Below are 13,984 nucleotides of genomic sequence, written 5' to 3' on the forward strand. Positions count from 1 at the left end.
CTAGCCTTGAAAGCAGTGGGTCACCTGTGGGAGCTGGCTTGCCGGCGATAGGGCCGGAACAGGCCACCAAAGATCCCCTTCCCTCCTGCCATCATCTACCATTGAAACCCATCCCCCCCCCCCCCATCTAAGCACCATAGTCATTCACGCAGGTGCCCCATGAGCGACCAGCAGGATTTCCCGGAACATCCCGACGAACACAGCGAAGTCGAACACACCACTCCCCAGGCCGAAACCGGCCACGCCCTCGCCCTGCCCGGCCAGCAGCTGCCGGACAAGGTCTACGTGATCCCGATCCACAACCGTCCGTTCTTCCCGGCCCAGGTGCTGCCGGTCATCGTCAATGAAGACCCTTGGGCAGAAACCCTCGACCTGGTGGCCAAGTCGCCAGACCACAGCCTGGCCCTGTTCTTCATGGATACCCCGCCAGAAGACCACCGCCACTTCGACACCTCGGCGCTGCCGCAGTACGGCACGCTGGTGAAGGTGCACCACGCCAGCCGCGAAAACGGCAAGCTGCAGTTCGTCGCCCAGGGCCTGACCCGGGTACGCATCCGTACCTGGCTCAAGCACCACCGCCCGCCGTACCTCGTCGAGGTGGAATACCCGCGTCAGCCAGCCGAGCCGACTGACGAGGTCAAGGCCTACGGCATGGCGCTGATCAACGCGATCAAGGAGCTGCTGCCGCTCAACCCGCTGTACAGCGAAGAGCTGAAGAACTACCTCAACCGCTTCAGCCCCAACGACCCGTCGCCGCTCACCGACTTCGCCGCCGCCCTCACCTCGGCCACCGGCAACCAGTTGCAGGAAGTGCTCGACTGCGTACCCATGCTCAAGCGCATGGAAAAGGTCCTGCCGATGCTGCGCAAGGAAGTCGAGGTGGCGCGCCTGCAGAACGAGATCTCGGCCGAGGTCAACCGGCAGATCGGCGAGCACCAGCGCGAGTTCTTCCTCAAGGAACAGCTCAAGGTCATCCAGCAGGAGCTGGGCCTGACCAAGGACGACCGCAGCGCCGACCTCGAGCAGTTCGAGCAGCGCCTCGAAGGCAAGACCCTGCCGGACCAGGCACGCAAGCGCATCGACGAAGAGATGGGCAAGCTGGCCATCCTCGAAACCGGCTCGCCCGAATACGCCGTCACCCGCAACTACCTGGACTGGGCCACCGCCCTGCCCTGGGGCGTGTACGGCAAGGACAAGCTCGACCTCAAGCACGCACGCAAGGTCCTCGACCAGCACCACGCCGGCCTCGACGACATCAAGGAGCGCATACTCGAATTCCTCGCCGTGGGCGCCTGGAAAGGCGAGATCAGCGGCTCGATCGTGCTGCTGGTGGGCCCGCCCGGGGTAGGCAAGACCAGCATCGGCAAATCCATCGCCGAATCGCTCGGCCGGCCGTTCTACCGCTTCAGTGTCGGCGGCATGCGTGACGAGGCCGAGATCAAGGGCCACCGCCGCACCTACATCGGCGCCCAGCCCGGCAAGCTGGTGCAGGCCCTGAAAGACGTCGAAGTGATGAACCCGGTGATCATGCTCGACGAGATCGACAAGATGGGCCAGAGCTACCAGGGCGACCCGGCTTCAGCGCTGCTGGAAACCCTCGACCCGGAGCAGAACGTCGACTTCCTCGACCACTACCTCGACCTGCGCCTGGACCTGTCCAAGGTGCTGTTCGTGTGCACCGCCAACACCCTGGATTCGATCCCCGGGCCATTGCTCGACCGCATGGAAGTGATCCGCCTGTCCGGCTACATCACCGAAGAGAAACTGGCCATCGCCAAGCGCCACCTGTGGCCCAAGCAGCTGGAAAAGGCCGGCGTGGCCAAGACCAGCCTCGGTATCAGCGACAGCGCCCTGCGCGCGGTGATCGAAGGCTATGCCCGCGAAGCCGGGGTACGCCAGCTGGAGAAACAACTGGGCAAGCTGGTGCGCAAGGCCGTGGTCAAGCTGCTGGAAAACCCCGAGGCCAAACTGAAGATCGGCACCAAGGACCTGGAAGCCGCGCTCGGCATGCCGGTGTTCCGCAGCGAGCAGGTGCTGGCTGGCAAAGGCGTGATCACCGGCCTGGCCTGGACCAGCATGGGCGGCGCCACGCTGCCGATCGAAGCCACCCGCATCCACACCCTCAACCGCGGCTTCAAGCTGACCGGCAAGCTGGGTGATGTGATGAAAGAGTCGGCCGAAATCGCCTACAGCTACGTCAGCTCCAACCTCAAGCAGTTTGGTGGTGATCCTGGCTTCTTCAACGAAGCGTTCATTCATCTGCACGTGCCCGAAGGCGCCACGCCCAAGGACGGCCCGAGTGCCGGCATCACCATGGCCAGCGCCCTGCTGTCGCTGGCCCGAGACCAGGCGCCGAAGAAGGGCGTGGCCATGACCGGCGAGCTGACCCTGACCGGGCAGGTACTGCCGATTGGCGGTGTGCGCGAGAAGGTGATTGCGGCGCGGCGGCAGAAGATCTTCGAGCTGATCTTGCCGGAGCCTAACCGTGGGGACTATGAGGAGCTGCCGGACTACCTGCGCGAAGGCCTGACGGTGCATTTCGCCAAGCGCTTCGCCGACGTGGCCAAAGTCCTGTTCTGAGCTGCTCCGGCCCCTTCGCGGGCTTGCCCGCTCCCACAGGGAAACCACAGTTTTCAAATACTGTGCAATACCTGTGGGAGCGGGCAAGCCCGCGAAGGGGCCGGCACAAGCAACACAAATCTCCTTGATCATCGGTTATCCTCAGGCCATCGTCAGCCTCCGGAGCCAACATGACCGCCCCTCGTCTGCTCGTTCCCCTGAGCTTCGCCCTGATTTCCGCCTGCGCCCAACAGCCCACGCAACCCGTCGAACTGGACGCCGAAAGCGAATGCCCGACGCGACTGCAGGTTGGCCAGGCGCTGATCCTGAGCTTGCCCAGCAACCCGTCCACCGGCTACCGCTGGCGCGTCGAAGCACCTGCCTCCAACGTACTGCGCAGCCTTGGCCCGGAGGTGTATAGCGCTCCCGAGGAGGAAGACGTGGTCGGCAGCGCCGGTGTCTCCACCTGGCGCTACCAGGCCAGCGATACCGGCGATGGTCAGTTGGTGCTGGTGTACCAACAGCCGTGGGCCGCAGATATCGCCCCCGTGCAAACCTTCGACTGCAAGATCATCGTCCGCTAAAGTCCGCAGCTTCGCTCATAGGCAACCTGCACACCCACCAGGCAGGCGCAGAGGTCCCTCAGCGCCCGCCCCTGAAGCGCTGCCATGGCAAGAATCGCGGCCTTTGGCTAAAATGCGCCTCCGTTTCACCCTGTATCGAGCCCGCCGTGAGCAAACAACCCGACCGCCTTTTCGCCCAGCCCTTGGAGCAAGTGCCCGACTTCGTCTTCAACGAGGATGTGGTGCGTGTGTTCCCGGACATGATCAAGCGCTCGGTTCCGGGCTACCCGACCATCGTCGAGAACCTCGGCGTGCTGGCCGCGCGCTTCGCCCAGCCGCATACCGCGCTGTACGACCTGGGTGCGTCGTTGGGTGCCGTTACTCAATCGCTGCGCCGCCATGTGCGCAGTGACGGCTGCCGGGTAATCGCCGTGGACAACTCCGCGGCGATGGTCGAGCGTTGCCGCCAGTACCTCACCGCCCAGGACTCGATGTTCCAGGAACTGCTGCCGGTGCAGGTGCTGGAAGCCGACATCCTGGCCCTGCCCTTCGAGCCCGCCTCGGTGGTGGCGATGAATTTCACCCTGCAATTCATCGCCCCCGACCAGCGCCTGGAGCTGCTCGGCCGCATCCGCCAGGCACTGTTGCCCGGTGGTGCGCTGATCCTCTCGGAAAAACTGCGCTTCGCCGATGATGAACAGCAGGACTTGCTCAATGAACTGCACCTGGACTTCAAACGTGCCAATGGCTACAGCGAACTGGAAATTGCCCAGAAGCGCAGCGCCATCGAGAACGTGATGAGGCCCGACACCCTCGAAGCCCACCAGGCGCGCCTGCGCGCAGCCGGTTTCTCGAAGGTGGTGCCCTGGTTCCAATGCCTTAATTTCGCCTCTTTGATTGCCCTGCCATGATCGATCTGTCCCCCCTCGTCCGCCGCCTGGCGGGCACGCCCCTGGCTTCCTGGTCGCAAGGCCTGCAAGCGCAACTGGAAGCCAAGCTGGAGAAGGGTCACGGTGACCTCGACCGCTGGCGCGGTGCGCTGGAAGCCTTGCCCGCCCTGAATCCGAGCGAAATCGACCTGGTCAACGGGCTGCGCCTGGACTGCGATTGCGACGACGCCACCCGCGCGCAGATGCGCCAGGCACTGATGGGCCTGTCCCCTTGGCGCAAAGGGCCATTCGACCTGTTCGGCGTGCATGTGGACACCGAATGGCGTTCGGACTGGAAATGGTCCCGGGTCGGCCCGCACCTGGACCTCAAGGGCAAGCGCGTGCTCGACGTGGGCTGCGGTAACGGCTACTACCAGTGGCGCATGCTCGGTGCCGGCGCCGACATGGTGATTGGCGTCGATCCCAACTGGCTGTTCTTCTGCCAGTTCCAGGCCGTTCAGCAATACCTGCCAGAGCTGCCCGCCTGGCACCTGCCATTCGCCCTGGAAGACCTGCCGGCCAACCTCGAAGGTTTCGACACGGTGTTTTCCATGGGGGTGTTCTACCATCGCCGCTCGCCCATCGAGCACCTGCTGGCGCTCAAGGACTGCCTGGTCAAAGGCGGTGAACTGGTGCTGGAAACCCTGGTGATCGAGGGTGACGAAAACCAGGTGCTGGTACCTGAGGACCGCTATGCACAGATGCGCAACGTCTGGTACCTGCCGTCGGTACCGGCCCTGGAGCGCTGGTTGCGCCGTGCCGGTTTCAGCGACGTGCGTTGCGTCGACGTAAGCGTGACCAGCGTCGAGGAACAGCGCAGCACCGAGTGGATGCGCTACCAGTCACTGGGCGACTTCCTCGACCCGAACGACCACAGCAAGACCATCGAAGGCCTGCCGGCCCCACGCCGCGCCACCCTGCTGGCGCGCAAATAAAAAAGGCGCCCGGATGGGCGCCCGAATACACCTGCGCCGAGGAGCTGTCACGGCGTAGGTGCTGTTACCTCAGTCCTTGGCCAACTCGCGGGCCTTCTCCTGCACCTTGCGCTCACGCTCGGCAACGGCCTGTTGCTTGTCGTCGTGCAGGCGCTGCTGGTCTTCGCGGAACGCTTGCCAGAATTGTTTGGAACGTTCCGCACCGCCCTCGGCGTAAACACTGGCGCTGCCCAGGGCAAGGGTGGCCAACAGCAGGTATTTGGTCAGGTTCATCGTGGTTGCCTCGTGATAACCGATCAGACAGGGCCATCCTAGCGAGGGCCAGCTAACGGCAAGGTGAGGCGGGGATTACAGTCTTGCAATGTGGCCTTGTTTTGCCTGTTCAGGCCCTATCGCCGGCAAGCCAGCTTCCACAAGATCATCACAAGTCTTGAAAACTGTGCAGTACCTGTGGGAGCTGGCTCCCACAGGATCACCACAGGTCTTGAAAACTGTGCAGTACCTGTGGGAGCTGGCTTGCCGGCGATAGGGCCCGAACAGACAGCCAGATAACACCAGGATTACAAATCCGTTATCTGCGCCGCGCGCCCTTACTCATGCCGTAACATCCCACGCCTTGACCCTGATGCCACTACAGGGTCGAGAATCGCCCCCTTTCATCACACCGAGCCCCCCCATGCGTCTACTGATCATCGAGGACGAACTGCGTACCGCCGACTACCTGCAGCAGGGCCTGCGCGAGAACGGCTACGTGGTCGACTGCGCCCACACCGGCACCGATGGCCTGCACCTGGCCCGCCAGCAGCCCTACGACCTGGTCATCCTCGACGTCAACCTGCCCGAACTCGATGGCTGGACCGTGCTGCAGCGGCTGCGCGCCGAATCGGCCACGCGCATCATGATGCTTACCGCCCACGGCCGCCTGGCCGACCGGGTCAAGGGCCTGGACCTGGGGGCCGACGATTACCTGCTCAAACCTTTCGAGTTCCCGGAACTGCTGGCCCGTATCCGCAGCCTGCTGCGCCGCAACGACCAGCAACTGCAGCCCAGCACCCTGCGCGTCGCCGATCTGGAGCTGGACCCCGGCCGCCACCGCGCCTACCGCGCGGGGCAGCGTATCGACCTGACCGCCAAGGAATTCGCCCTGCTGCACCTGCTGATGCGCCAGACCGGCGAGGTGCTGTCGCGCACCCAGATCATCTCGCTGGTGTGGGACATGAACTTCGACTGCGACACCAATGTGGTCGAGGTTTCGATCCGGCGCCTGCGGGCAAAGATCGACGACCCGTTCGACAACAAGCTGATCCATACCCTGCGCGGCGTCGGCTACGTGCTCGAGGCACGCTTTTGAAAAACGCCAGCCTGTCACTGCGCCTGGGCCTGAGCGTGACGCTGATGGGCGCCGCACTGGTGCTGCTGCTGGCCTGCCTGGCCGTGTTCGCCCTCGATCACGAACTGGACAGCCGCGCACGCAAGGACCTGGCGCGCAAGATGCTGCAGGTCGAGCACAACCTGCGGGTCGACCTGCGTAGCGAAGACCTGGGCAGCCGCGCCCATCCCTTGCTCGACCTGGTGATGGGCCACGACAACCTCAGCCTCAGCGTGCTGGCCCTCGAAGGCCGCCATCCGCACCTGCTCAGCCTGGGGCCAGCGCTGGAATCGCAGGTAGGCGATTTGCGCACCGATGCCCGCCTGGCCTTTCATGCGTGGCGCGACAGCAATGGCAACCAGATACTCACCGTGACCCGGCTGATGCACCTGCGCGACGACACCCCGGTCAAGGTGATGATGTCGCTCAACCGCGCCGACGACAACGCCCTGCTGCAGGCCTACCTGCACTCCACCTTGCTCGCGCTACCGTTGCTGCTGTTGCTGATCGGGGCCGGTGCCTGGTGGCTGATGCAGCGCGGCCTGAGGCCACTGCGGCACTTCCGGCGCATTGCCGGGCGGGTGTCGGCCCAGGACCTGCAACATCGCCTTCCCGCTACCGGCCTGCCGCTGGAGCTGGCAGAGCTGGCCAGCAGCATCAACGTGATGCTCGACCGCCTCGATCAGGGCGTCAGCCAGCTGTCGCAGTTCTCCGATGATCTGGCCCATGAACTGCGCACACCGTTGAGCAACCTGATGGGCAAGGCGCAAGTGACGCTGGCCCGCGAACGGGACAACGCGAATTACCGGGAAGTGCTGGAAGACAGCATCGAAGAACTGACCCGGCTCAACCGCATCATCAATGACATGCTGTTTCTCGCCCAGGTCAGCCAACCCCAGGCCCAGGTCGCGCTCAAGCCCATGGCATTGGCCGACGAGACGGCGCGGGTTGTCGAGCTGTTTGCGTTCAGTGCCGAACTGAAAGGGGTTGAGTTGCGTGTGCAAGGCTGGGGGACGGCGCAGGGTGATCGGCTGATGTTTCAGCGGGCACTGTCGAACCTGTTGAGCAATGCCATTCGGCACTGCCCCGATGACAAGCCTGTGGAACTACGTATCGAGCGCGTGGGCAGCGAAGTTCGGCTTTCAGTGGAAAACCAGGGGCCTGGTATTGCTGAAGAACACCAGTCGCGCTTGTTCGAGCGGTTTTACCGAGTGGGCTCGGGGCGCTCGCGGCTGGAGGGAGGGACCGGGTTGGGGCTGGCGATCGTGAAATCGATCATGCAGTTGCATGGCGGGCGGGTCGAGGTCAGCAGCAGCCCCTTGGGGCCTACCCGGTTTACCCTGGTGTTTCCTGCCGAGTGATCGGCTGCCTGCACCGGCCTCTTCGCGGGCTTGCCCGCTCCCACAGGTACCCCACAGGCCTTGAAGCTTGTGCAATCCCTGTGGGAGCGGGCAAGCCCGCGAAGAGGCCGGTACAGGCGACCAACGATTAGCGCGAAGCCGCCACGATCAGCGCCTTCATCTCCGCCACAGCGGCCTTGAAGCCGACGAACAGCGCATGCGCCACCAGCGCATGGCCGATGTTCAGCTCATTGATGCCCTTGATCGCCGCCACCGCCTCGACGTTGTGGTAATGCAGCCCGTGACCGGCATTGACGATCAGCCCCTGCCCCACGCCAAACGCCACACCATCGACGATACGCTTGAGTTCCTCGGCCACTTCGGTCGGGGTTTCGGCATCGGCGTAACGCCCGGTGTGCAGTTCGATGGCAGGCGCGCCAACGCGACGCGAAGCCTCGATCTGCCGCTCGTCGGCATCGATGAACAGCGACACTTCGGCACCGGTACGCGACAGGCGCTCAACCGCAGCCTTGATCCGTGCTCCCTGGCCCGCCACGTCCAGGCCGCCTTCGGTGGTCAGCTCCTGACGGGTTTCGGGTACCAGGCAGATATGCGCCGGGCGGATCTTCTCGGCAAAGGCCATCATCTCTTCGGTGACGCCCATCTCGAAGTTCATGCGGGTCTGCAGCACGTCCTTGAGCAGCACCACGTCACGCTCCTGGATGTGCCGGCGGTCTTCACGCAGGTGCACGGTGATGCCATCGGCGCCTGCTTCCTCGGCATCCAGGGCAGCCTTGACCGGATCAGGGTAACGCGTGCCCCGGGCCTGGCGCAGGGTCGCCACGTGGTCGATGTTTACGCCGAGAAGCATGCGGTTGCTGTGAGTCACGAAAGGCTCTCCTGAAGATTGAGCCCCACAGCATACGTCGTGATCAGCGCTTGCGAAACAGTTCCCGGCTGACCAGCGGTTTTGCCCCCAGATGAACCGCCAGTGCCTGGCGCATCAGGCGCTTGGCGGCGAGCAAGGCACCTGGGGCATCCCAGTCGGCTTCGGCCAGGGCCAGCAGTTCGGTGCCGCGGAACAGCCCGGGTTGCACCAGCTCGACCCGCTCCAGGCCGGCGTCCACACGCAAGCGGTACAGGCCATCGACCGCGATCGCCTGGTCATTGACGTCGTGGTGCAACGAAAACGCGTAACCGAGCTCGTCCAGCAGCCGCCATTCGAAGGAGCGCAGCAGCGGCTCCAGCGGGCGACCGGCGGCCAAGGCTTGCAAGGTCAGGGTGTAGTGCTCGAACAGCGCCGGGAAAGGCGCTTCGGCGGGCAGCAGGCGCATGAGCAGTTCGTTGAGGTACAACCCGCTGAACAGGGCATCGCCATGCAGCCAGGCGGCGATGCCGGCACTGTCCATGCGCCCGACATTTTTCAGCTCGCCACGCCCACGCAGTTCCAGCTCCAGCGGCACGAACGGCCGCACCAGGCTGCCACCCTTGCCACGCGCACGGCGCAGCACCGCGCGCATGCGGCCCTGCGGGGTGAAGAAGTCCACCAGCGCGCTGGTTTCCTTGTAGGCACGGCTGTGCAGCACATAGGCTGGCTGGCCGACAGGTTGTTCCATAAACGCTCTCTAAAAGCCCCAGACAACTGTGGGAGCGGGTTTACCCGCGAATGCGATGGTGAACCCACTGACGCATTCGCGGGTAAACCCGCTCCCACAGAGTAACCTGAGCCGTCAGGCGAATTTACAGGTCGCCGTAGCCCAGCGAGCGCAGGGCGCGCTCGTCATCGGACCAGCCGCCTTTCACCTTGACCCACAGGTTGAGCATGACCTTGGAGTCGAACAGCACCTCCATGTCCTTGCGCGCCTCGGAGCCGATGCGCTTGATGCGCTCGCCCTTGTCGCCGATGATGATCTTTTTCTGGCCGTCGCGCTCGACCAGGATCAGCGCATGGATGTGCAGCACGTGGCCCTGCTGCTTGAATTCTTCAATTTCCACGGTGATCTGGTACGGCAATTCCGCACCCAGCTGGCGCATGATCTTCTCGCGCACCAGTTCGGCGGCCAGGAAGCGGCTGCTGCGGTCGGTGATCTGGTCTTCGGGGAAGAAGTGCTCGTTCTCGGGGAGGTGCTTGGCGATCTGTGCTTCCAGCGCCTGCAGGTTGTGCCCCTGTTGCGCGGAAATAGGCATCACTTCGGCGTTCGGCAACTGCTCCTGCAGCCATTGCAGGTGCGGGATCAGTTCGGCCTTCTCTTCCATGCGGTCGGTCTTGTTGACCGCGATGATCAGTGGGCCCGTCACGTACTGCACGCGCTCCAGCACCAGTTGGTCCTCGTCGGTCCATTTGGTGCGGTCGACCACGAAGATCACCACGTCGACGTCCTTCAGGGCCGCCGAGGCGTTGCGGTTCATGTAGCGGTTCAAGGCCTTGTCGTTGGCCTTGTGCATACCGGGGGTATCGACGTAGATCGCCTGCACGTCACCCTCGGTCTTGATGCCGAGCATGTTGTGGCGGGTGGTCTGCGGCTTGCGCGAGGTGATCGCCAGCTTCTGGCCGAGGATGTGGTTGAGCAAGGTCGACTTGCCCACGTTCGGGCGGCCGACAATGGCTACGTAGCCGCAGCGGGTCGGGTTGCTATCAGTCATTGCCATTCTCCACGCCCAGGGCGATCAGTGCAGACGCGGCAGCGACTTGCTCGGCGATACGCCGGCTAACGCCCTGGCCACGGCTCTTGTTGTTCAGCAGCACCACTTCGCATTCGACGAAGAAGGTCCGGCAGTGCGGTTCGCCCTGGATGTCCACCACTTCGTAACGCGGCAGCTCGCAGCTGCGCGACTGCAGGAACTCCTGCAGGCGGGTTTTCGGGTCCTTGTTGGTATCGACCAGGGTCAGGCCTTCGAACTCATCGGCCAGCCACGCCAGCACGCGCTCCCGGGCCGTTTCCATGTCGGCGTCCAGGTAGATGGCGCCAATCAGCGCCTCCAGGGCATCGGCCAGGATCGACTCGCGGCGGAAGCCACCGCTCTTGAGCTCACCCGAACCCAGGCGCAGGTGATCGCCCAGGTCGAAACCACGGGCCAGGCGGGCCAGGGTCTCACCCTTGACCAGGCGCGCGCGCAGGCGCGACAGCTGGCCTTCGCGGGCCTGCGGGAAACGCTCGAACAGCGCTTCGCCGGCGACGAAGTTGAGAATGGCGTCACCGAGAAACTCCAGGCGCTCATTGTTGCGCCCGGCGTAACTGCGATGGGTCAGTGCCAGGAGCATCTGGTCCTGGTTCTTGAAGGTATAACCGAGCTTTCGCTCCAGACGGGCAAGGGGAGCACTCATGCAGCCACCCGTTCGTTGTTCAACGCGTTGTTCAAATCAACATCCTGAAAGACTGTTTGGCTGTGGCCCGCCGCGATGTGCGGCGAATCTCCCGATCCCTGAGAACACAGCCTATGTCAGAAATGCATTCGGCGCTGCCTGCTGGCCAGCGCCGATGGGTATCAATGGATCAGACCGACCCGCGACAGGTTGGGCAGGTGGCTGAGCTTGGGCTCTGGCCAGCTCATCCACACCGCGAAGGCCTTGCCGACGATGTTCCGGTCCGGAACCATGCCGTGCAGTTCCTTCGGGATGTTCGGGTCATCCCAGTAACGGCTGTCGTTGGAGTTGTCGCGGTTGTCGCCCATCATGAAGTAATGGCCTGCCGGCACGGTCCATTGCTGGTCCGGCGGCATGCGGTAACGGCTCATTTCCTTGCGGATCAGGTGTTCGGCCTCGCCGAGCTTTTCCTTGTACAGCTCGGCGCTGCCCAGGGTGCCCGGCTCGGTGCCCACCAGTTGTTCGGCAATCGGCTGGCCGTTGACGAACAACCGCTTGTCGCTGGTGTAGCGCACCTGGTCACCCGGCAGGCCTACCACACGCTTGATGTAGTTGACGTTCGGGTCGCTCGGGTAGCGGAACACCATCACATCACCGCGTTGCGGGTCACCCACCTCGATGACCTTCTTGTCGATCACCGGCAGGCGAATGCCGTACGAGAACTTGTTCACCAGGATGAAGTCGCCCACTTCCAGGGTCGGCTTCATCGACCCCGAAGGGATCTGGAACGGCTCGACCAGGAACGAACGCAGCACCAGCACGATGAACAGCACCGGGAAGAACGACTTGCCGTACTCGACCAGCAACGGCTCCTTGCCCAGGCGCTCGACCACCGCCATCTCGGGCTGGCTGACGCTGCCCTGGTAGTTGGCGATTGCCGCACGCCGGCGCGGAGCCAGGAACAGCAGGTCGATCAAGCCCAGCAGGCCGCAGACGAAGACGGCGATGACTAGCAACAGCGGGAAATTTAGCGACATAGGACCTAGCTATCCAACCTGAGCACGGCGAGGAAGGCTTCCTGTGGAATCTCCACGTTACCCACCTGTTTCATGCGTTTCTTACCGGCCTTCTGCTTCTCCAGCAGCTTCTTCTTACGGCTGACGTCACCGCCGTAGCACTTGGCCAGTACGTTCTTTCTGAGCGCCTTGACGGTTGTCCGCGCGATGATCTGGCCGCCGATAGCTGCCTGGATCGCCACGTCGAACATCTGCCGAGGGATCAGTTCCTTCATCTTCTCGGTCAACGCACGGCCTTTGTAGGCCGCGTTGTCGCGGTGCACGATCAATGCCAGGGCATCGACCTTGTCGCCGTTGATCAGTACATCCAGCTTGACCAGGTTGGCCGACTGGTAGCGATCGAAATGATAGTCCAGCGAAGCATAGCCGCGGCTGGTGGACTTGAGGCGGTCGAAGAAGTCCAGCACCACTTCGTTCATCGGCAGGTCGTAGCGCACCTGCACCTGGCTGCCGAGGAACTGCATGTCGCGCTGCACGCCACGCTTCTCGATGCACAGGGTGATGACGTTGCCCAGGTGCTCCTGCGGCACCAGGATGGTGGCGGTGACGATCGGCTCGCGGAAGTCGGCGACCGCCGAGACGTCTGGCAGCTTCGACGGGTTGTCGACGGTGATGGTCTCGCCGGTTTTCAGCTCCAGCTCGTAGATCACGCTTGGCGCCGTGGTGATCAGGTCCAGGTCGTATTCGCGCTCCAGGCGCTCCTGGATGATCTCCATGTGCAGCATGCCGAGGAAGCCGCAACGGAAGCCGAAGCCCAGGGCGTCGGAGCTTTCCGGCATGTATTGCAGCGACGAGTCGTTCAGGGTCAGCTTCTGCAGCGCATCGCGGAAGTCCTCGAAGTCGTCGGAGCTGACCGGGAACAGGCCGGCGTAGACCTGCGGCTGGATCTTCTTGAAGCCTGGCAGCACCTCGACCTCAGGGGTGGTGGACAGGGTCAGGGTATCACCGACCGGGGCACCGTGGATGTCCTTGATGCTGGCGATGATGAAGCCCACTTCGCCGGCCTTCAGGTCGGCGGTCTGGGTGTGTTTCGGGGTGAACACGCCCACGCTGTCGACCAGGTGCACCTTGCCGGTGGACTTGACCAGGATCTTGTCGCCTTTCTTGACGCGGCCGTGGCGCACGCGCACCAACGAGACCACGCCCAGGTAGTTGTCGAACCAGGAGTCGATGATCAGCGCCTGCAGCGGCGCCTCGATATCGCCTTCCGGCGCGGGGATGGTCTGCACCAGGCGCTCGAGCACCTCGTCCACGCCCATGCCGCTCTTGGCACTGCAGGCCACGGCGTCGGTGGCGTCGATGCCGATGATCTTCTCGATCTCGTCCTTGACGCGATCCGGATCGGCCTGGGGCAGGTCCATCTTGTTCAGTACCGGCATGACCTCAAGGCCCTGCTCGATGGCGGTGTAGCAGTTGGCTACGGACTGGGCCTCGACGCCCTGGCCGGCATCCACCACCAGCAGCGCGCCTTCACAGGCCGCCAGCGAACGCGAGACTTCGTAGGTGAAGTCGACGTGGCCGGGGGTATCGATGAAGTTCAGCTGGTAGACCTTGCCGTCCTGCGCCTTGTAGTTGAGCGTGACGCTGTGGGCCTTGATGGTGATACCGCGCTCACGCTCCAGGTCCATGGAATCGAGCACCTGGGCTTCCATCTCGCGTGCCGACAGGCCACCGCACATTTGGATGAAACGGTCGGCCAGCGTCGACTTGCCATGGTCGATGTGGGCGATGATGGAGAAATTGCGGATATGACTCAAATCACTCACGGGTCAACACTCGAAAAGGCTGCGAGCCGGACGCCCGCCGAAAAATAGCCGGGAATTGTACCTTAAGCTGCCGGGATATGGGAGATTCCTCTATCGGGCTGTACACAGCATTCACCCCTGCACTTGTGAACTTTCATGAAAAA

At 63.5% G+C, this 13,984-nt stretch carries 13 protein-coding genes; 6 read left to right on the forward strand and 7 right to left on the reverse strand.

The window, feature by feature from the left end:
- Positions 1–159: 159 nt before the first annotated feature.
- From lon to cmoB, 4 genes are all read left to right on the forward strand, one after another.
- Positions 160–2,580: an endopeptidase La gene (gene lon, locus CAG34_RS12420; RefSeq protein WP_025340416.1), complete on the forward strand. Its 2,421-nt coding sequence runs from the start codon at positions 160–162 to the stop codon at positions 2,578–2,580.
- A gap of 170 nt (positions 2,581–2,750) precedes the next feature.
- Entirely contained in the window at positions 2,751–3,143 is a 393-nt protein-coding gene (locus tag CAG34_RS12430) for a protease inhibitor I42 family protein (protein WP_075046169.1), read from the forward strand.
- Between the two features lie 146 nt (positions 3,144–3,289).
- Positions 3,290–4,033, forward strand: coding sequence for a carboxy-S-adenosyl-L-methionine synthase CmoA (cmoA, locus tag CAG34_RS12435; RefSeq protein WP_025340420.1), 744 nt, complete (start codon positions 3,290–3,292; stop codon positions 4,031–4,033).
- Complete coding sequence (gene cmoB / locus CAG34_RS12440; protein WP_085590264.1) at positions 4,030–4,986, forward strand: tRNA 5-methoxyuridine(34)/uridine 5-oxyacetic acid(34) synthase CmoB; 957 nt, start codon at positions 4,030–4,032, stop codon at positions 4,984–4,986. Before cmoA ends, cmoB begins: the two co-directional genes overlap by 4 nt.
- A gap of 69 nt (positions 4,987–5,055) precedes the next feature.
- Here cmoB and CAG34_RS12445 read toward each other — a convergent pair whose 3' ends face one another.
- Positions 5,056–5,259 (reverse strand): hypothetical protein, encoded by a 204-nt coding sequence (locus CAG34_RS12445; protein WP_085590266.1) that lies wholly within the window; start codon positions 5,257–5,259, stop codon positions 5,056–5,058.
- 403 nt (positions 5,260–5,662) lie between these two features.
- On the opposite strand from CAG34_RS12445, the gene CAG34_RS12450 reads away from it, so the two are divergent.
- Positions 5,663–6,337 carry a heavy metal response regulator transcription factor gene (locus CAG34_RS12450; protein ID WP_003258489.1) on the forward strand — a complete coding sequence of 225 codons (675 nt, stop codon included), beginning with the start codon at positions 5,663–5,665 and terminating at the stop codon, positions 6,335–6,337.
- On the forward strand, positions 6,334–7,716 hold the full coding sequence (locus CAG34_RS12455) for a heavy metal sensor histidine kinase (protein ID WP_085590268.1): 1,383 nt from the start codon (positions 6,334–6,336) through the stop codon (positions 7,714–7,716). Before CAG34_RS12450 ends, CAG34_RS12455 begins: the two co-directional genes overlap by 4 nt.
- 127 nt (positions 7,717–7,843) lie before the next feature.
- Here the strand turns inward: CAG34_RS12455 and pdxJ are convergent, their stop codons facing one another.
- The 6 genes from pdxJ to lepA form a co-directional block, all read right to left on the reverse strand.
- Entirely contained in the window at positions 7,844–8,566 is a 723-nt protein-coding gene (pdxJ, locus tag CAG34_RS12460) for a pyridoxine 5'-phosphate synthase (RefSeq protein WP_371858041.1), read from the reverse strand.
- A gap of 61 nt (positions 8,567–8,627) precedes the next feature.
- Entirely contained in the window at positions 8,628–9,311 is a 684-nt protein-coding gene (gene recO / locus CAG34_RS12465; RefSeq protein ID WP_015271594.1) for a DNA repair protein RecO, read from the reverse strand.
- Positions 9,312–9,435: 124 nt separating this feature from the next.
- Positions 9,436–10,338, reverse strand: a complete 903-nt coding sequence (gene era / locus CAG34_RS12470; protein WP_015271595.1) for a GTPase Era — start codon at positions 10,336–10,338, stop codon at positions 9,436–9,438.
- Positions 10,331–11,020: a ribonuclease III gene (gene rnc / locus CAG34_RS12475; protein ID WP_003258487.1), complete on the reverse strand. Its 690-nt coding sequence runs from the start codon at positions 11,018–11,020 to the stop codon at positions 10,331–10,333. Before rnc ends, era begins: the two co-directional genes overlap by 8 nt.
- A 161-nt stretch (positions 11,021–11,181) precedes the next feature.
- The gene (gene lepB / locus CAG34_RS12480) at positions 11,182–12,036 is read right to left on the reverse strand and encodes a signal peptidase I (RefSeq protein ID WP_003258486.1); all 855 of its coding nucleotides are present in this window, start codon (positions 12,034–12,036) and stop codon (positions 11,182–11,184) included.
- 5 nt (positions 12,037–12,041) lie between these two features.
- A complete protein-coding gene (gene lepA / locus CAG34_RS12485) occupies positions 12,042–13,841 on the reverse strand; it encodes a translation elongation factor 4 (RefSeq protein WP_063913174.1) in 1,800 nt (599 codons plus the stop codon).
- Between the last annotated feature and the right edge of the window lie 143 nt (positions 13,842–13,984).

The sequence above is a fragment of the Pseudomonas sp. B14(2017) genome (assembly GCF_002113255.1).
Taxonomy (GTDB): domain Bacteria; phylum Pseudomonadota; class Gammaproteobacteria; order Pseudomonadales; family Pseudomonadaceae; genus Aquipseudomonas; species Aquipseudomonas putida_Z.